We start from the raw sequence: 18,624 nt of genomic DNA, 5'->3' as shown, positions 1-18,624 counted from the left end.
CTGTAATTGGCTTATAGTCCTTGGCTAGAAAAAAGCTTGGTTTCGGGTCATTAATTCAAGGGGTTGTTTGCATGGTTTCGTTGCCACACTGGTCTGTGACAGCTGCCCGTGTAGTGGGCGCTTGTGTAATTTTTTCCTTGTTAGCAGGGTGTGCCGGTTCCCAATCCCGCCACGGTGTAGAGCCCCCGGACGACTACTTTGCCATGTCGCTTCCCGGGCTTAAAAATGGCCAGAACGCGCAAATGTCGCCCGTCGACAACCCCCTGAACTCGCTAAGCAGTGTCCAGACCCCGCCACCAATGATGATCAAGAACGCGCTGCTCGCCCAGCACGAGCGATGGTCCGGCACCCCTTACCGGATCGGCGGCACCACCCAGCGCGGGGTGGACTGCTCCGGCTTCGTTCGAAACATTTACCGCGATGCGTTCAACCGGGATCTGCCAAGATCCACCACCGATCAGGTCCACGAGGGACGCTTGATCGACCGCCAGGAGCTTCAGGCGGGCGATCTGGTCTTCTTCCGACCCCCCGGCCCCTACAACCATGTCGGCATCTACATGGGCGACGGCTACTTCATGCACGCCTCCTCCTCCCAGGGCGTGATCATTTCGAGCATGCAAAACAGCTACTGGCAGCGCTACTACTGGCAGTCGCGTCGCGCGCTGGAGCCCACGCACCTGGCAAGCCTGGGCGGTTTCTAATTCTTACGGGGATGGATGAAGCGGTGGCCAGCGGCCGGGCGTTTTCGTCGATGGACGTGCGATGATCGAGGCTAAAACCCGTGCCTGGTGGCGCGCCACGGCGGCGCTCTGCCTGGGCTCCTTTCTCGTCTTCATCAATCTTTACGTGCCCCAGCCGCTGCTGCCGGCGCTCAAGACGACGTTTGAGGTCTCCACCCTCGGCGTAAGCCTTCTGATGTCCGCCGCGACTCTGTCGTTGGCGTTTGCGCTCTTGATTTTTGGGCCGCTGTCGGACGCGATCGGCCGCGAGACGATCATGCGCGTGACGCTGGTAGCCGCCGGCGCGCTGTCGCTGCTGCTGGCCGTGGCGCCCAATTTCGAGACGCTACTGCTATTAAGGCTCGTTCAAGGCTTCGTGCTCGGCGGGCTGCCGGCGGTGGCCATCGCCTGGATGGGTGACGAGTTCGACAAGCCGGCGCTTTTGAGCGCCGTGGGGCTCTATATTGGCGCCAACTCCCTGGGCGGCATCAGCGGGCGCGTGGTCGGCGGCTTCGCCGCGACGCTTGGCGGCGAGGCCGCGGCGTTTTTGACGGTCGGGACGATGACGCTACTGGGCTGTCTGCTTTTTTGGCGGCTGTTACCCAATAGCAAGGCATTCGTGCCCAAGCCCTTCGAGCTTCGCCAGGCGCTGCGGGATTTGGCCGGCCATCTTCGCACGCCGGTGCTGCTGGCCGCCTACGTGCTGGGAGGGCTCAACTTTCTTATATTCATCAACCAGTACAGCTACATCACCTTTCGCTTGGCGGCGCCACCTTATCAGCTCGCCGCCGGCGCCCTGGGGCTGATCTTTCTGACCTATCTCGGCGGCACCTTCGGCTCGACGGTATCGGGGCGGCTGGCGCAGCGCTTTTCGCCGGCACGTTGCATGGGCGCGGGTATTCTCATTTTGATGCTGGGCACCGGAGTGACGCTCTTATCGCCGCTGTGGCTAGTGATGCTGGGGCTATTGATCAACGCCTTTGGCTTTTTTCTTTGCCACTCGCTGGCCTCGGGCTGGGTAGGGCGCTACGCTCAGGGCGCGCGCGGCAGCGCCTCGGCGCTCTATCTGGTGTTTTACTACCTGGGGGCGAGCGTCGGCGGGTTCTGGCTCGAGCCGTTTTGGCGCTGGGCGCAGTGGTCGGGCGTGGCGGTTGGCTCCTGGCTGCTGCTGGGCGTTACCTTTTTCATTGCGCTTGGCCTTTACCGGTTCGAGCGGCGCGAAAACCAGCGATAGAGAGACCTGTATGCAGCGAGTAACGCTCACTCTGGACGACGACCTGGTCAGGGACGTGGATGCGCTCATGCATGCACGGGGCTACCAGAACCGCTCCGAGGCGATTCGCGATCTAGCGCGAAGCGGGCTCAACCGGCTCAAGGCCGAGGCGACGCCGGAGGCGACCTATATGGGCGCGCTCGTCTATGTCTATGATCACGGCGCTCGCGAGCTTTCCAAGCGCCTGACGCGCCACTCCCACGACCATCATGATCTGACGCTCTCGACGCTTCACGTGCATATCAATGCCGACAGCTGCCTGGAAGTGGCGCTCTTGAAAGGCAGCGGCCAGGCGCTGCAGCAGTTTTCCGACGAAGTGACCTCGTCGCGCAGCGTGCGCCACGGCCAGCTGGTGCTGATTCCGGAAGTCTGAGCAAGTAGCTTTGAGTAGACGCAAAAAGGGCGGCCCGAGGGCCGCCCTTTACACTGTCGAGTCAGGTGGGAAGAGCTTAGTGCTCGACGCCGCCTTCGCCGTGTACATGACCGTGCTCGACTTCTTCCTGGCTTGCTTCGCGGACGTTGGCGATTTCAACGTCGAAGTTCAGGTGCTGGCCGGCCAGCGGGTGGTTGCCGTCGACAACGACCGTGTCACCCTCGACCTGCTTGACGGTGACCATCAGCGGGCCGCCTTCGGTCTGGGCCTGGAACTGCATGCCCGGCTCGACGCTTTCGACGCCCTGGAAGGCATCACGCGGCACTTCCTGCATCAGCTGCTCTTGAACTTCGCCATAACCTTCTTCCGGAGTTACCTTGACGTTCAGCTTCTCGCCTTCATTACGACCTTCGAGCTCTTTTTCGAGGCCCGGAATGATGTTGCCAGCGCCGTGCAGATAGGTCAGCGGCTCGCGGCCTTCAGAACTGTCTAGCACTTCACCTGCATCGTTGGTCAGGGTGTAGTGGAACGCGACAACCGAGTTCTGCGCAATTTGCATTGAATAACCTTTCGGTGAGTGCATGTACCATAATGGTAACGTGTGTGAGCCCGCTTGTCAGGGGGCGCGAAGCGGTTTTTCGACCTCTCGAACAATGATCGGTATTGCGTGTCAAACAGCCCGGCGATACTCTAAGCCTCACTTTTTCGCGCTTCTTCAAACCGTTTTTCCGGGAGCTTTTATGACCACCGTCATGATTTTATGGGTTATTGCCTTTGTTCTGATTGCCTATTTCGCCTACAAGGGGTGGGACAACGGCGTCAGTGAAGGGCTGGATAAGGTACTGCCTGCCGCCTTGAAAAGCCGTGGCGAGAGCCGCTACGTCTGGATCATCGCGCTGGCCGTGCTGGGTGCGACCGCGCTGATCAACCCGGTCGAGATCCTGCTGGTCGCCATCTTGCTCGCGCTGATCGGTTTGGCCGTGGTGAAGCTCGCCAACTGGGCGAGCGGTCTGTCGCACTAATCTCGGCACGTCACATCGATTCCGGCGCAGGATTCAAGCGTCCATGCTAAAAGCCCGGCCATTGGCCGGGCTTTTGCTGTTCAGTACATACGCTGGAGAAGCGCTTAATAGGGCGCCACGCTCAGATTGCCACCGCTACCGATCAGGCGCACTCGCTGGCCGGCCTGGAATTGGCGGTCGGCGCGCTGAACTACCACGACATCGCTGCCATCATCGCGGCGAATTTCCATTTCCAGCGCCCTGACGCGGTTGGCGCGATCCTCGATGGAGCTGCCGGCCACGGAGCCCCCCAGCGCACCCGCGACGGTCGCCAATTGACGGCCGCTACCGCCACCGACCTGGCTACCCAGAAGGCCACCGATGATGGCGCCGCCACCGGTGCCCAGAAGGCCTCCCGCACGGCTGTCGGCCTGAATCTGAACCGGGCGAATGGCGACAATGGTGCCGTAGCTCACGCTCTGGCCGGTCTGGGCCTGGTTACCGCGGTAGACGTCGCCGGAGTAGGGGGCGGTGTTCGCACAGCCGGCCAGGGTCAAAAGACTCAGGGCGGCAACGGGTAAAAGTCGTTTCATGTAAAACCTCCAGTTCTCTCAGCGCGAGCGGCTGCTTTGAGTGTCACGGTTATCAAACGCTGTTCGTTAAAAATAACCAAAGTTAAACGCTTTGACTACCCAAGGGTCAAAAAGGTCACTGAACTTTAAAAAGGTCACATTTGGCGCTTGAGTGGCCAAATCGAGCAAACAGTGTGCAGAGGCCGTGCACGCGGGCGGCGAACCTCATACGTTCGACACGACGCTTCGAGCGCGGCGACGCGTTGAGACTTTAGTTAACGCCGGCGTTTTGTGCAAGAGCTGTACAAGGGGCTTGAACGAAAGCGGCGCGCCGTGGGTGGGGGCGAGCGCGCCGCTGGGTAAGCGCCTTAGAACTGATTCATGGTGTTGTCCTTGCCTCCGGCCTTGAGCGCCGCGTCGCCGTGGAAGAACTCCTTGTGGTCGTCGCCGATGTTCGAGCCGGCCATGTCCTGATGCTTGACCGTGGCGATCCCCTGGCGAATCTCCTGGCGCTGGACGCCGGCCACGTAGGCGAGCATGCCTTCCTCGCCGAAGTAGCCCTTCGCCAGATTGTCGGTGGAGAGCGCCGCCGTGTGGTAGGTGGGCAGGGTGATCAGGTGGTGGAACACGTGGGCGTCCTTCGCGGCACTGCGCTGGAAGTCGCGGGTCCAGTCGTCGGCAAGCCTGCCAAGCTCGGTGGCGTCATACTCGGCGCTCATCAGCTTGTCGCGCTCATAGGCCGATACGTCCTTGCCCTCTTTCTGCCAGGCGTCGAACACCTGCTGGCGGAAGTTGAGCGTCCAGTTGAACGACGGCGAGTTGTTGTAGACGAGCTTGGCGTCCGGCACCACCTCGCGGATACGGTCGACCATGGCTGCGATCTGGCCAACGTGGGGCTTCTCGGTTTCGATCCACAGAAGATCGGCGCCGTTTTGCAGGCTGGTGATGCAGTCGAGCACCACGCGATCCTCGCCGCTGCCGGGCTTGAACTGGTAAAGCCCTGAGGCCAGGCGCTTGGGTTTGACCAGCTTGCCGTTTTGTTTGATGACCACGTCGCCGTTCTGGATCTCCTCGGCGCTCGCGATCTCCTCGCCGTCGAGAAAGGCGTTGTACCGATCGCCCAGATCATTGGGTGCGTGGGTCACGGCGATCTTTTGCGTCAGGCCTGCGCCGAGCGAGTCGGTGCGGGCAACGATCAAGCCATCGTCCACCCCAAGTTCCAAAAACGCGTAGCGAACGGCGTTGATCTTGGCGAGGAAATCCTCGTGGGGCACGGTGACCTTGCCATCCTGATGGCCACACTGCTTCTCGTCGGAGACCTGGTTTTCCAGCTGGATACAGCAGGCGCCAGCGAGGATGAACTTCTTCGCCAGCAGGTAGGTGGCCTCGGCGTTGCCAAAGCCGGCATCGATATCGGCGATGATCGGCACGATGTGGGTTTCGTGCTCGTCGATCTGGCGGGTCAGCGTTTCGATTTGACCGCGATCATCGGCCGCTTTGGCGTCGTCGAGCCGGCGAAACAGGTGGTTGAGCTCCCAGGCGTCGGCCTGCTTCAAAAAGGTGTAGAGCTCCTCGATCAGCGCGGCCACGGAGGTCTTTTCGTGCATCGACTGATCCGGCAGCGGCCCAAACTCGGAGCGCAGTGCAGCGACCATCCAGCCGGACAGGTACAGATAGCGGCGTTTGGTGGAGCCGAAGTGCTTCTTGATCGCGATCATCTTCTGCTGGCCGATGAAGCCGTGCCAGCAGCCCAGCGATTGGGTGTACTGGGCGTGGTCCTGATCGAACGCCGCCATGTCGGCGCGCATGATGGACGCGGTGTAGCGGGCGATGTCGAGCCCTGTATGAAAGCGGTTCTGGGCACGCATTCGCGCGGCGTACTCGGGCTTGATGGCGTTCCACTTGCCGCCCTGGGCTTCCTTGAGTTGAGCCATTGCCTTGATGTCGTCGAGAAGTCCTGTCATGTCGCACTCTCCGGTCATGTTCGCAGTCGGCCCCTGGGCCGCGTTTCCCGCGCCAGTCGGGGCGGGTGTGTCTTTACTATCGACAAGGTGGTGCAGCGCAGCAATTGACACTTCGGGGCAGACGTCGTCGTAGTTAAACGACACGGCATTACGCGAACGGCGCGACTGGGTCGTTTTTTTTCACCAACCATAAAAAAAGCGCCGCTGGGAGGCGGCGCTTTGAGCGTGACGGTTTTGAAATCGACGCTACTCGTCGTCGTCATCCATGAAGGCAAGGCTACCCGCGTTGACCAGGTAGGTGAGCACCGCCGCGGCGCCGTCGAGCTCGAGAACATCGGCGTACAGCGGGGCCGGGTCCGCGATGCGCCGCGCCAAGGGCTCGGTACAGGGCAGGCCGTCGCCGTCGGCGAATAGCGTGGTCACCCCGGCCTCGGTGCGCCAGGCGATGCGCGAGCCGGGCATGTGGAAAAGTGGCTCGCCGGCGTGTAGTTGCGCGACAAGGTCCTCTTCGTCAAGCGGCTCCTCCAGCGGCATGACCTGGTCCATATACTTTGGTTGAGTCATCGCCCGGCCGAACCACTGGGCGAGCTCTTTGGGCTGGTCCAGCGTCGAGAGGATGAAATGGCGCATCCGCTCGATGGCGGCGTCGTCGAGTTCGCCGGTATGCTCCACAGGCGCCATGCCGGCGTCGCTGTAGCGTTTCGAGCCGGGCAGCTGCTCGCCCAGATAGTCGGCGAAAGAGGTGATCGCCTCGTCCGCAGAGAGCGCGCGAAAGCCGACCGAATACGTCATGCAGTTGTCGGTCTGGCTTACGCCGTGGTGCGCCCAGCCCGGCGGCAGGTAGAGCATGTCGCCCGGGTTCAGCGTCCAGTCGGAGTCCGGCTCGATGTCGAAGGTCTCGAGAATCTTGAGATCGATGCCCTGGATGATCGGCGCGTCGTCCGGCTGCGGCCCACCCAGCTGCCAGCGGCGCTGGCCGCGCCCCTGGAGCAGGAACACGTCGTACTGGTCGACGTGGGGACCGACGCTTCCGCCGGGCGGGGCGTAGCTCACCATGATGTCGTCCAGACGCCAGCCGGGCAGAAAGTCGAACTCCTTCATCAGCGCGGCAACGCCGGGTACGTAGTGATCCACCGCCTGAACCAGCAGGCTCCAGTGGCTTGCCGGCAGGCGCTCGAAGGTGGCGTCATCGAAGGGCCCGGCGCTCACCTGCCAGGGCCCGTCGGGGCCGTTCTCCTCGACCAGCCGCGCCTCGACGCCCGGCTCGCAGGCAAGGCCTGCCAGCTCGTCCGGATCCAGGGGGCTGACGAAATCCGGGATCGCACCACGAATCAGCAGCGGCTTCTGCTGCCAGTAGTTTTTCAAAAACTCGTCGGGCGTCAGATCGCCCAGCAGGGTCAGCGGCTCGTTGCGGTGGCTCATGGCGATATCCTTGGTGAACGGGTGGTTGAGCGGCGCGCCTTACAGCGCATCCAGGCGCTCGGGCAGCGCTTGCGCCTGGGCACGGGCGTTGCCGATGTAGCTTGCCGGCGACAGCGCCTTCAGCTCCTGTTTGACCTCGGCGGGTAGTTCCAGCGTGTCGATGAACGCGGCAAAGCCTGCCTGGTCGATACGCTTGCCGCGGGTCAGCTCCTTGAGCTTTTCGTAGGGCTTTTCGATCCCGTAACGGCGCATGACGGTCTGGATCGGCTCGGCGAGCACTTCCCAGCTGTTGTCCAGATCCTCGGCCAGGCGCGTCGGGTTGGCCTCGAGCTTGCCGATGCCCTTGAGGCTCGCGTGGTAGCCAATCAGCGCGTAGGCCAGACCCACGCCGAGGTTTCGAAGCACCGTGGAGTCGGTCAAATCACGCTGCCAGCGCGAGATCGGAAGCTTCTGGGCCAGGTGGTTGAGCACCGCGTTGGCCAAGCCCAGGTTGCCCTCGGAGTTCTCGAAGTCGATCGGGTTGACCTTGTGCGGCATGGTGGAGGAGCCGATTTCGCCTTCCACGGTGCGCTGCTTGAAGTAGCCAAGCGAAATGTAGCCCCAGACGTCGCGGTCGAAGTCGATCAGAATGGTGTTGAAGCGGGCGATCGCGTCGAACAGCTCGGCGATGTAGTCGTGCGGCTCGATCTGGGTGGTGTAGGGGTTGAAGCGAAGCCCCAGCCCTTCGACGAACGTGCGCGCGTTGGCTTCCCAGTCGATTTCCGGGTAGGTCGTCAGATGCGCGTTGTAGTTACCCACCGCGCCGTTGATCTTGCCCAGCACCTCGACGGCCTCGATCTGCTTGAGCTGACGCTTCAAGCGATAGGCGACGTTGGCCATCTCCTTGCCCAGGGTCGTCGGGCTTGCGGTCTGGCCGTGGGTGCGCGAGAGCATCGGCTCGCCGGCGTGGGCGATGGCGAGCTTGGCGATCTCGTCGGCCACCTGATGCAGCGTCGGCAGCATGGCGTTCAGGCCGTCGAGGAGCATGACGCCGTAGGAGAGGTTGTTGATGTCTTCACTGGTGCAGGCGAAGTGAATGAACTCGGTCACCGCGTGAAGCTCCGCGTTGCCCTCGATCTTCTCCTTGAGGAAGTACTCGACCGCCTTGACGTCGTGGTTGGTGGTGCGCTCGATCTCCTTGATCCGCTCGGCGTCCGCCACCGAGAACTCGCGGATCAGCGTTTCAAGAAACGCGGTGGCTTCACTCGAGAGCGGGCTGACCTCGGCGATGCCCTCGTGTTCGGCCAGGCGCTGCAGCCAGCGCACCTCGACGATCACGCGGGCGCGGATCAGGCCGAATTCGCTGAAGTGTTCCCTGAGCGCGGCAGCCTTGTCGGCGTAGCGGCCATCGACGGGGGAGAGGGCGGTCAAAGCGGTGAGTTGCATGGCAAGATTTCCAAAAATAACGGGGGATCGTGAGGGCCAAAGGCCTAATTGAAACTATCGAGGGCGCGACGCAGCGCCTTGCGCTGAAACACCAGCTTCCAGCGCCGCCCACCCTGCTGGTGCCACAAGAGCGCAAAGCGAATGCCGCTCATCAGGCATGCTCGTACGCGCTCGGGCATCATGCGGGTCTGTAAAAGCGACGGGTCGCCCTGAACGACGATGCGCGTTTTGAACGTCGAAAGCGTCTGCTGGTAGGCTTCGCCCAGGCTTGCGATCACGTTTTCGTGGGTCGGGCCGAAGTGCTCCGCCTGATGCTGGGCGTGGGCGAGCTTTTCGCCCAGGGCGTCCATCATCGCGGTGTCGCTGCGCAGCTTGTTCATCAGCATCAGCATGGAGAAGCCGTAGCGCAGCACCACCGGGTTGGCCTGCTTGCGCCCGGAAAGCGCCTCGAGTGTCTCGAGGCCGCGGCGCAGATTGTTGGGGTGACCGCCGTAGATTGCCTCGAAGCTGGCCGGATTGGTGTCGAGCGTGGCGTTGATCAACGTCTCCCAGGCGCGGGTGTCGACCTGCCCGGTGCGGGCCAGCTCGTCGACCAGACTCGCCGCCTGAAAAACGCCGGCCAGCGCCAGCGTCTGGCGCGCCGAGGGAGAGTCCGGCGCGCGATGAATCGGTGTGGTCGAGCTCATGCGGCGACCTCGGCAACGTTCCAGGTCGCGCTGATCACACCGCCCCCCAGGCAAACGTCCCCGTCGTAGAGCACCAGCGACTGGCCCGGGGTGACTGCCCACTGCGGGTCGTCGAAAACGACCTCGACGCTGCCATCGGGGCGGCTGCGAACGGCGCAGGGGCAGTCGCTTTGGCGGTAGCGCGTTTTCGCGGTGAAGCGGCCCTCGGCGACCGGCGCTTGACCGGCGACCCAGTCCATCGCCTCGGTACAGAGCGCGTTGGTATAAAGGTGCTCGTCGGTTTTGCCCTGGACGACCTGGAGCACGTTGCGCTCGAGATCCTTGCCTGCCACGTACCAAGGGTCCTCGGAGTAGTTGGCCAACCCCCCGATCCCCAAGCCCTGACGCTGGCCCAGGGTGTAGTACATCAAGCCCATGTGATCGCCGATGACATCACCACTGAGGGTTTCGATTTTGCCTGGCTGGGCGGGCAGGTACTGCTGCAGGAAGTCCTTGAAGCGGCGCTCACCGATAAAGCAGATACCGGTGGAGTCCTTCTTCTTCGCCGTGATGAGATCGAACTCTTCGGCAAGTGCGCGCACCGCAGGCTTTTCGAGCTCGCCTACGGGGAAGAGCGTTCTGGCGATGGCGGCTTCGGGTACGGCGTGCAGAAAGTAGCTCTGATCCTTGTTGGTATCGAGCCCCTTCAGAAGCCGCGCACGGCCGCCGCGCTCGCCGCGGCGCACGTAGTGGCCGGTGGCGATCAGCTCGGCGCCGAGCATTTCGGCGTAGTCGAGGAACACCTTGAACTTGATTTCCCGGTTGCACAGGATGTCCGGATTCGGCGTGCGTCCGGCCTTGTACTCCTCGAGAAAGTGCTCGAACACGTTGTCCCAGTACTCCGCGGCGAAGTTGGCGGTATGCAGCTTGATACCGAGTTTGTCGCACACGGCCTGAGCGTCGGCCAGGTCCTCCTTCGCGGTGCAGTACTCGGTGCCATCGTCCTCGTCCCAGTTCTTCATGAACAGGCCTTCGACCTCATAGCCCTGCTGCAACAGCAAAAGCGCCGAGACCGACGAGTCGACGCCGCCGGACATGCCGACGATCACCTTGCCGGCGGCCGGCGACCCGGCGGCCGGCGCTCCGGTGGCCGGCACTCCGGCGCCCGGAGTGGAAGCGTTCTGTGTGGATGTCATTGCCATCCTCGTCAAGTGATATGCAGTTGGCCGCGATTATACACGATGCGGGGGCTGGCCTTCGAGTCAAAGGGCGCCGAGTAAAACGCCGGCTTCCCACCGCGTCATACGGGCAGTCGCGGCATCACTCGCTGATGATGGCCAGGGGGTAAACGCGCCCGGCGCGGGCGGCCTCGAGACGCTTGATCACCAGCGGGCTTCGCACCCGCTCGTTGGTCGCAAGCTGTCTGACTTCATCGAAGGTTAGCCAGTGAGTGGCGAGGATGTCAGGGTCCAGCGGCGTGGCAAGCCATACCTCAGGCGTGGCGATGAAGCCGTGGCTATGAAAGGTCTTCTCCGGGGTGTGGAACACCTCGAGGCCAAGATAGTGGCTCAGGCGCACTCGCCAGGCCGTCTCTTCCTCGACCTCGCGCAAAATCGCCGCCATCGGGCCTTCGTCGGGCTCGATGTGACCGGCCGGCTGATTGAAAAGCGTGTGCGGGCCGCCGCGCTCCTCCTCGACCATCAGATAGCGCCCGTCGCGCTCGATCACACAGGCCGCGGTGGTGTGGATGCGTTTCATGAGCGTGGCCCTCGACCTGGTTTCTGACCCGCGCGAGGCGTTTGGCCCTGGCGTGGCTTCTTGTTCGGGCTCTGTTTACCGCCTCTGGCAGCGGGTTTTTGCGGCGCGTGCAGGGTTTCGGTACGCCACTGCCCAGGGGCCAGGTCGTCGAGGCGCCAGTGGCCGATGGCCGCGCGAATCAGGCGCAGCGTGGGAAAGCCGACGTGGGCGGTCATGCGCCTCACCTGGCGGTTTCGCCCCTCGGTGATGGTCAGCTCGATCCAGCTGGTGTTTGGATGGCGTTTGGGCTCGATGGGCGGGACGCGCGATCCCACCGCTGGGGTGGTGATGCGCCGGGCCTTGGCTGGGCGGGTCGGGCCATCCTTTAGCGTCACGCCGGCCTTGAGCGCGGCGAGTGCCTCGTCGTCGATCTCGCCTTCGAGCTGAACCCAGTAGGTCTTGGGTTGCTTGTGGCGCGGATGGGTGATCTGGTGGATGAGCGCGCCGTCGTCGCACAGCAGCAGCAGCCCTTCGGAGTCGTAGTCCAGCCGCCCCGCGGCGTAGACGTTGGGGACGTCGATCACGTCGGAGAGTGTCGCGCGCCCCTCACTATCGGTGAACTGGGACAGCATTTTATAGGGCTTGTGCAGAAGATAGAGCGTGCTCATCGGGCTCTCTTGAAGCGGGGTGAATTTGTCGACAATCGCATAAAGGAGTAAAGTGCAGCGCTGAATTACACAAATACTAAACGTTATGATGACACTATCGTCATGGCGTCGCTTGCATGAAACGCTTTGATTCGTGGCCAAGCGCCAGGCTTGATCCTGGCCCGCACCATCGAGCCGCCCGGAAATTTTTAGTCACCGTGAGAAACGAGGTTAACGCACAATGTCCGAAACGCCGAAGATCATCTACACGCTCACCGATGAAGCCCCCGCGCTTGCAACGTATTCGCTGTTACCGATTGTCGATGCGTTTACCGACTCGGCGGGTATCGTCGTCGAAACCCGCGATATCTCTCTGGCGGCCCGCGTGCTGGCGCAGTTTCCCGATCGTTTGAGCGACGAGCAGCGCGTCAGTGACGACCTGGCCGAGCTCGGTACGCTTGCCACCACTCCACAAGCCAACATCATCAAGCTGCCAAACATCAGCGCCTCCGGTCCGCAGCTGAAAGCGACCATCAAGGAGCTGCAGGGCCAGGGCTTCGATCTTCCGAACTACCCGGACGAGCCGCAAAACGACGAAGAGAAGGCCATCAAGGCGGCCTATGACAAGGCCAAGGGCAGCGCGGTAAACCCGGTGCTGCGCGAGGGCAACTCGGATCGTCGCGCGCCCAAGTCGGTCAAGAACTACGCGCGCAAGTACCCGCACCGCATGGGCGAGTGGAGCAAGGAGTCCGACTCCCACGTGGCGCACATGTCGGAAGGCGACTTCTACGGCAGCGAGCAGTCCGCGATCATCGAATCCGCCGGCACGCTCAAGATCGAGCTCAAGCAGAAAGACGGCACCCGCACCGTGTTGAAAGACGGGCTTTCGGTGAAGGAGGGCGAAGTGGTCGATGCCGCCTTCATGAGCAGCCGTAAGCTGCGTAACTTCATCGACAGCGAAATCAAGGATGCCAAAAAGCGCGGTATCCTTTTCTCGCTGCACCTGAAAGCCACCATGATGAAGGTATCCGACCCGATCATGTTCGGCATCGTGGTCGAGGAGTTCTACAAGGACGTGCTCGACAAGCACGCCGATGCACTCAAGCTCGCCGGCTTCAACCCGGCTTCTGGTCTGGGCGATCTTTACAGCTCGATCGAGAAGCTGCCTTCCGAGCAGAGTGAGGCGATCAAATCCGACATCGACGCGCTCTACAAGGAGCGCCCGCCGATGGCGATGGTCAACTCGCACAAGGGTATCACCAACCTGCACGTACCGTCGGATGTGATCATCGACGCCTCCATGCCCGCCATGATTCGCGATTCCGGCAAGATGTGGAACGCCAATGACGAGCTGCAGGACGCCAAGGCGGTGATTCCGGATCGCTGCTACGCCACGATCTACCAGAGCGTGATCGAGGACTGCAAGAAAAACGGCGCCTTCGATCCGACCACCATGGGCAGCGTACCCAACGTTGGCCTGATGGCGCAGAAAGCCGAAGAGTACGGCTCCCACGACAAGACCTTCCACATCCCGGCGGATGGCACCGTGGTGGTGACTGACGAAAGTGGCCAGACGCTGTTCAGCCACGACGTGGAAGCCGGCGATATCTGGCGCATGTGCCAGACCAAGGACGCGCCGATCAAGGACTGGGTCAAGCTTGCAGTCAACCGCGCGCGCGAAAGCGGCTCGCCGGCGATTTTCTGGCTCGACGCCAACCGCGCCCATGACGCCAAGCTGATCGAAAAGGTCGAGACCTACCTCAAGGAGCACGACACTAACGGTCTGGATATTCGCATTCTGGCACCGGTCGAGGCGATGGCGCTGTCGCTCGAGCGCATTCGCCGCGGCGAGGACACCATCTCGGTCACCGGCAACGTGCTGCGCGACTACCTGACCGATCTGTTCCCGATCATGGAGCTTGGCACCAGCGCCAAGATGCTCTCGATCGTACCGCTGATGAACGGCGGCGGCCTGTTCGAAACCGGCGCTGGCGGCTCGGCGCCGAAGCACGTCGAGCAGCTGGTCGAAGAGAATCATCTGCGCTGGGACTCGCTCGGCGAGTTTCTGGCGCTGGCCGCCTCGCTCGAGCACCTGGGCTCTACCTTCGACAACCAGCGCGCCACGGTGCTGGCAAGCGCGCTGGATGAAGCCAACGGCAAGTTTTTGGACAGCAACAAGTCGCCGTCGCGCAAGACCGGCGAAATCGACAACCGCGGCAGCCACTTCTATCTGGCGCTGTACTGGGCCGAGGCGCTCGCCGCCCAGGACCAGGACGCCGAGCTGAAGAAGCTTTTCACCGAGCTTGCCAAAACCCTGCGCGACAACGAGTCCACCATCATGGACGAACTCAACGGCGCCCAAGGCAAGCCGGTCGAGCTCAAGGGCTACTTCCACCCAGACCGTGAGCTTGCAAGCAAGGCCATGCGTCCGAGCCAGACCTTCAACGAGGCGCTGGCGCTGGTCGCCAAGGGCTAACGCCCGCCTGGAGGTACATACCCTCGTCCGCTCGGCGGGCGGGGGTTTTTTGTATGACCCAGTGTGATAATTTTGTCTTTTCCATGAACCCTTGCTGAGCATGGGCGTCTTATAGCAAGCCTGCTTGCCACATCTTCGCCTGTCAGCACAGAGACGATACGCAACGCTTTATGCCCAATCTTGAGAATCCTTGCCTGAATGCTTTGGTGTCAGGCATGACATGCTCGGCATCGACCGAGCACGACGACGACCTGGACGTACAGACGTCAGAGCCCGAACTCGCCCAGCCGCCGCTGTATAAAGTAGTGCTGCACAACGACGACTACACGCCGATGGAGTTCGTCATCGAAATACTCCAGGGCTTTTTCAACATGGATAACGAAAAGGCCGTGGAGATCATGCTGGCCGTGCACACCCAGGGCAAAGGTACCTGCGGTATTTTCACTCGCGACATCGCGGAGACGAAAAGCCATCAGGTCAACGAATACGCCCGCGAATGCGAGCATCCGCTCATGAGCGACATCGAAGCTGCCGACTGAGACAAGCGCCGGAGAACGCGCGAAAGCGCGCCGGTAAACGTTGAAAAAAAGTGGCAGTGGGGCTTGCAAGCGGGGCATTTGTACCCGATGTTGAAAGTGCCGGTCGATTAAACTGATCCGACGCAAGTCCCGGGTGAATACGCCCCGGGGAGTAGCGAAAAGGGGACTGCCATGCTGAGCAAAGAACTTGAACTGACCCTGAACACGGCCTTTACCGTGGCTCGCTCAAAGCGCCACGAGTTTATGACCGTCGAGCACCTGCTTTTAGCGCTTCTGGATAACGCGTCCGCCGTCGATGTGCTCAAAGCGTGCGGGGCCAATCTCGACAAGCTGCGGTCCGATCTGCAGGATTTCATCAATTCGACCACGCCACTGATTCCCGAAGGTCAGAGCGAGCGCGAAACCCAGCCCACGCTTGGCTTTCAACGCGTGCTTCAGCGCGCGGTTTTTCACGTACAGTCATCGGGTAAAAGCGAAGTCAGCGGCGCCAACGTGCTCGTGGCCATCTTTTCCGAGCAGGAGAGCCAGGCCGTCTACTTCCTGAAACAGCAAAACGTGGCGCGGGTCGACGCCGTCAACTACATCGCCCACGGTATTTCCAAGGTATCCGGTCACAATTCGTCGAATACATCTTCTCAGCAGGAGGGTGACGATGTGGAAGAAGCCAGTGCCGAAGGCGGCGCACACCCTCTGACCGGCTACGCCACCAACCTCAACGAGCAGGCGCGTCTGGGCAAGATCGACCCACTGATCGGGCGCGATCATGAGCTCGAGCGCGTGGTTCAGATTCTGGCGCGCCGACGCAAGAACAACCCGCTTCTGGTCGGTGAAGCCGGCGTGGGCAAGACCGCGATCGCCGAAGGCCTGGCCAAGCGCATCGTCGAAGAGGACGTGCCGGACGTCATCGCCGACGCCGTGGTCTACTCCCTCGATATGGGCGCGCTGCTCGCTGGTACCAAGTACCGCGGCGATTTCGAAAAGCGCTTGAAAAGCCTTTTGAGTGAGCTCAAAAAGCAGCCCAATTCGATTCTCTTCATCGATGAGATTCATACCGTGATTGGTGCAGGTGCCGCCTCTGGCGGCGTGATGGACGCCTCGAACCTGTTGAAGCCGCTCCTCTCCTCCGGTGAGCTTCGCTGCATCGGTTCGACCACGTTCCAGGAGTTTCGCGGTATCTTCGAGAAGGACCGCGCGCTTGCCCGGCGTTTCCAAAAGGTCGACGTGCCGGCGCCCTCGGTGGACGACACCATCAAGATCCTCAAGGGGCTGCGTTCGCGCTTTGAAGAGCATCACGAGCTCAAGTACACCGACGGGGCGCTCGAGAGCGCCGCGCGTCTGGCGGATCGCTACATCAATGATCGCCATCTGCCGGACAAGGCGATCGACGTGATCGATGAGGCGGGGGCGCATCAGCGCATGCTGCCCTCTGAGATGCGGGTCGACACCATCGATGTCGAGCAGGTCGAGGCCGTGGTGGCGTCCATCGCGCGGATCCCGCCGAAGAGCGTCTCCAGCTCCGATCGCAAGCTGCTCGAAAAGCTCGACCGCGACCTCAAGATGCTGGTGTTCGGGCAGGACGAGGCGATCGACTCGTTGGCGGCGGCCATCAAGCTCTCCCGCGCCGGGCTCAAGGCGCCGGACAAGCCGGTGGGCAGCTTCCTGTTCGCCGGCCCCACCGGTGTGGGCAAGACCGAAGTCGCCAAGCAGCTCTCGCACATCATGGGGATCGATCTGGTGCGCTTTGACATGTCCGAGTACATGGAGCGCCACACGGTGTCACGCCTGATCGGCGCGCCGCCCGGGTACGTCGGCTACGATCAGGGCGGCCTGTTGACCGAGGCGGTCAATAAACAGCCGCACTGCGTGTTGCTGCTCGACGAAATCGAAAAGGCACACCCGGAAGTCTTCAACCTGCTGCTGCAGGTGATGGATCATGGCCGCCTGACCGATAACAACGGCCGCGAGGCGGACTTCCGCCACGTCATTCTGATCATGACCTCCAACGCCGGTGCCGAACAGGCATCGCGCCGCTCGATCGGTTTCCAGACTCAGGATCACACCACGGACGCGATGGAAGTCATCCGCCGCACGTTCTCACCGGAGTTCCGCAACCGTTTGGACGGTATCATTCAGTTCAGCGCGCTGCCGATGACCGTGGTGCGCAATGTGGTCGACAAGTTCCTGATCGAGCTTCAGGCGCAGCTCGACGAGAAGCGCGTACAGCTCGACGTGGACGACTCGGCCCGCGACTGGCTGGCGGACAAGGGCTACGACCCGGATATGGGCGCACGCCCGATGGCTCGCCTGATTCAGGAGAAACTGAAAAAGCCGCTGGCCGAGATGATTCTCTTCGGCGAGCTGGCCGAGCATGGCGGTACGGTGCACGTCAGTCTGGAAGAAGGGGAGCTTTCGCTTTCGACCGAAGCTGAAATGGCCGACGCCCCGTAACGGTCAACGCGTAAGATTCAACCGCGTACAGCGCCCTGTCATTGACGGGGCGTTGTCATTTTGAGGCGCCGTAAAAGAGGAGAAACGCTCGTGCTCGTGCGCGTAACGAAGGGGGCGGTTACGCCAGTTCAAATAAGCACGAAAGCGTTGGGTGTTTAGCGCGAACGGTAAACGATGCGGCCCTTGGAAAGGTCGTAAGGGGTCAGCTCTACCTTGACCTTGTCACCGGTCAGAATGCGGATGTAATTCTTGCGCATCTTGCCCGAAATGTGGGCGGTCACCACGTGGCCGTTTTCGAGCTCGACACGAAACATGGTGTTGGGAAGGGTATCGACAATGACGCCTTCCATTTCAATATGGTCTTCGCGTGCCATATAGGCAAATCCTCACTTATTTAATATCGTCGTTGCCAGTTTAACAGATTCGCTGGCACTGTGGTGGCCAAGAACTTTGCTTGTCAAAACCAGGTTTACCAAAACCAGGGTTGCCCGATACAGCCGTCGGCCAATACGAGTCAACTGGCAAAATCGTTTACAAGGGCTTGGTAAGCAGCGCTATATTGTGCCGCAAGGCTGGCGTCAAGGCAAAAAAGCGCGCCGTTTTAGCGAATGAGCGCGCGCCAGCGGCGCCCTTCCAACACCTCGAGCGGAGAAAACGCCTGCTTGTAGCGCATTTTCCGGCACTCCTCGATCCAGTAGCCCAGATACAGGTGGCACAAGTCCTGCTGCTGGCAAAGCTCGATCAGCTTCAGGATCGCAAGCGTTCCCAGTGAGCGCCGGTCGAGTTCCTCATCCACGGCGAAGAACGTGTAGATCGCCGAGAGACCGTGCTCGAGGCGATCGAACGCGGCGACACCGATCAGCCGTTCTTCCAGGTAAAGCTCCATCAGGTTGGCGTAGGGCTGGTCGAGGGTCAAAAAGGTGCGATACTGCTCCTGGCTTGGCGGGTACATGTCGCCGTCGCTGTGACGCGCGCGTATGTAGTGGGCGTAGAGCGCATAGTGGGCGTTATGGTAATGGGCGGCCACGACGCGCGTCGTGACATCGGCATTACGTTTGGCGATTTTGCGCTGGGTCCGATTGGGTTCGAACTGCGCGACGGGAATGCGCACCGACTGGCACGCCTGGCAGCCTTCACAGTGAGGCCGATACAGGTGCCGGCCGCTGCGGCGAAAGCCCAGCAGCGAAAGCGCATCGTACACGCCGTGGGAGGGAGCTTCCTTGGGGTCCAGAAACAGCGTCGTCGCTTTTTGATCCGGCAGGTAACTGCAGGCGTGGGGCACGGTCAGAAAAAAGCGTAGATCGCGGACCGGGCCGCGGGAGGCGCTGCTGCTCACGGCTATCTCCTTGAGTGTTGACCCTCG

Annotated in this window: 18 protein-coding genes; 7 read left to right on the top strand and 11 right to left on the bottom strand. The window is 61.7% G+C overall.

What is annotated here, in order from left to right; genetic code table 11:
* Positions 1-71: 71 nt before the first annotated feature.
* From RN346_RS11835 to nikR, 3 genes are all read left to right on the top strand, one after another.
* Positions 72-701, top strand: coding sequence for an NlpC/P60 family protein (locus RN346_RS11835; RefSeq protein WP_311961213.1), 630 nt, complete (start codon positions 72-74; stop codon positions 699-701).
* A 61-nt stretch (positions 702-762) separates the two neighbouring features.
* Positions 763-1,953, top strand: a complete 1,191-nt coding sequence (locus RN346_RS11830) for an MFS transporter (RefSeq protein ID WP_311961212.1) — start codon at positions 763-765, stop codon at positions 1,951-1,953.
* Between the two features lie 10 nt (positions 1,954-1,963).
* Positions 1,964-2,365, top strand: a complete 402-nt coding sequence (nikR, locus tag RN346_RS11825) for a nickel-responsive transcriptional regulator NikR (RefSeq protein ID WP_263586623.1) — start codon at positions 1,964-1,966, stop codon at positions 2,363-2,365.
* Between the two features lie 76 nt (positions 2,366-2,441).
* Here nikR and RN346_RS11820 read toward each other — a convergent pair whose 3' ends face one another.
* The gene (locus RN346_RS11820; protein ID WP_252106700.1) at positions 2,442-2,924 is read right to left on the bottom strand and encodes a peptidylprolyl isomerase; all 483 of its coding nucleotides are present in this window, start codon (positions 2,922-2,924) and stop codon (positions 2,442-2,444) included.
* 181 nt (positions 2,925-3,105) lie between these two features.
* On the opposite strand from RN346_RS11820, the gene RN346_RS11815 reads away from it, so the two are divergent.
* A complete protein-coding gene (locus RN346_RS11815) occupies positions 3,106-3,387 on the top strand; it encodes a hypothetical protein (protein ID WP_263586624.1) in 282 nt (93 codons plus the stop codon).
* Positions 3,388-3,491: 104 nt separating this feature from the next.
* Here the strand turns inward: RN346_RS11815 and RN346_RS11810 are convergent, their stop codons facing one another.
* From RN346_RS11810 to RN346_RS11775, 8 genes are all read right to left on the bottom strand, one after another.
* The gene (locus RN346_RS11810) at positions 3,492-3,959 is read right to left on the bottom strand and encodes a glycine zipper 2TM domain-containing protein (RefSeq protein ID WP_263586625.1); all 468 of its coding nucleotides are present in this window, start codon (positions 3,957-3,959) and stop codon (positions 3,492-3,494) included.
* 347 nt (positions 3,960-4,306) lie between these two features.
* Complete coding sequence (locus tag RN346_RS11805) at positions 4,307-5,902, bottom strand: isocitrate lyase (RefSeq protein ID WP_311961211.1); 1,596 nt, start codon at positions 5,900-5,902, stop codon at positions 4,307-4,309.
* A gap of 246 nt (positions 5,903-6,148) precedes the next feature.
* Entirely contained in the window at positions 6,149-7,324 is a 1,176-nt protein-coding gene (locus RN346_RS11800) for a cupin domain-containing protein (RefSeq protein WP_311958337.1), read from the bottom strand.
* 39 nt (positions 7,325-7,363) lie between these two features.
* Positions 7,364-8,749, bottom strand: a complete 1,386-nt coding sequence (gene purB, locus RN346_RS11795) for an adenylosuccinate lyase (protein WP_311961210.1) — start codon at positions 8,747-8,749, stop codon at positions 7,364-7,366.
* 44 nt (positions 8,750-8,793) lie between these two features.
* On the bottom strand, positions 8,794-9,435 hold the full coding sequence (gene hflD, locus RN346_RS11790) for a high frequency lysogenization protein HflD (RefSeq protein WP_311961209.1): 642 nt from the start codon (positions 9,433-9,435) through the stop codon (positions 8,794-8,796).
* Entirely contained in the window at positions 9,432-10,511 is a 1,080-nt protein-coding gene (gene mnmA / locus RN346_RS11785; protein WP_311962714.1) for a tRNA 2-thiouridine(34) synthase MnmA, read from the bottom strand. Before mnmA ends, hflD begins: the two co-directional genes overlap by 4 nt.
* A 223-nt stretch (positions 10,512-10,734) precedes the next feature.
* Entirely contained in the window at positions 10,735-11,172 is a 438-nt protein-coding gene (locus RN346_RS11780) for an NUDIX domain-containing protein (protein ID WP_311961208.1), read from the bottom strand.
* On the bottom strand, positions 11,169-11,819 hold the full coding sequence (locus RN346_RS11775) for a pseudouridine synthase (protein ID WP_263586632.1): 651 nt from the start codon (positions 11,817-11,819) through the stop codon (positions 11,169-11,171). Before RN346_RS11775 ends, RN346_RS11780 begins: the two co-directional genes overlap by 4 nt.
* 220 nt (positions 11,820-12,039) lie before the next feature.
* Between RN346_RS11775 and RN346_RS11770 the strand changes: the two genes are divergently transcribed.
* From RN346_RS11770 to clpA, 3 genes are all read left to right on the top strand, one after another.
* Entirely contained in the window at positions 12,040-14,274 is a 2,235-nt protein-coding gene (locus tag RN346_RS11770) for an NADP-dependent isocitrate dehydrogenase (protein ID WP_311961207.1), read from the top strand.
* A gap of 215 nt (positions 14,275-14,489) precedes the next feature.
* Positions 14,490-14,813, top strand: coding sequence for an ATP-dependent Clp protease adapter ClpS (clpS, locus tag RN346_RS11765; RefSeq protein WP_263586634.1), 324 nt, complete (start codon positions 14,490-14,492; stop codon positions 14,811-14,813).
* Between the two features lie 171 nt (positions 14,814-14,984).
* Positions 14,985-17,261, top strand: a complete 2,277-nt coding sequence (gene clpA, locus RN346_RS11760) for an ATP-dependent Clp protease ATP-binding subunit ClpA (protein ID WP_263586635.1) — start codon at positions 14,985-14,987, stop codon at positions 17,259-17,261.
* A 155-nt stretch (positions 17,262-17,416) separates the two neighbouring features.
* Here clpA and infA read toward each other — a convergent pair whose 3' ends face one another.
* Both infA and RN346_RS11750 read right to left on the bottom strand, forming a co-directional pair.
* Positions 17,417-17,635, bottom strand: coding sequence for a translation initiation factor IF-1 (gene infA / locus RN346_RS11755; protein WP_007111068.1), 219 nt, complete (start codon positions 17,633-17,635; stop codon positions 17,417-17,419).
* 227 nt (positions 17,636-17,862) lie between these two features.
* Positions 17,863-18,597: an arginyltransferase gene (locus RN346_RS11750; RefSeq protein ID WP_311961206.1), complete on the bottom strand. Its 735-nt coding sequence runs from the start codon at positions 18,595-18,597 to the stop codon at positions 17,863-17,865.
* Between the last annotated feature and the right edge of the window lie 27 nt (positions 18,598-18,624).

Origin of the sequence: Halomonas sp. PAMB 3232 (assembly GCF_031954225.1) — a bacterium.
GTDB lineage: Bacteria > Pseudomonadota > Gammaproteobacteria > Pseudomonadales > Halomonadaceae > Vreelandella.
Note: the sequence above shows the minus strand (reverse complement) of the source record. Positions and strands in the feature narration are given on the sequence as shown.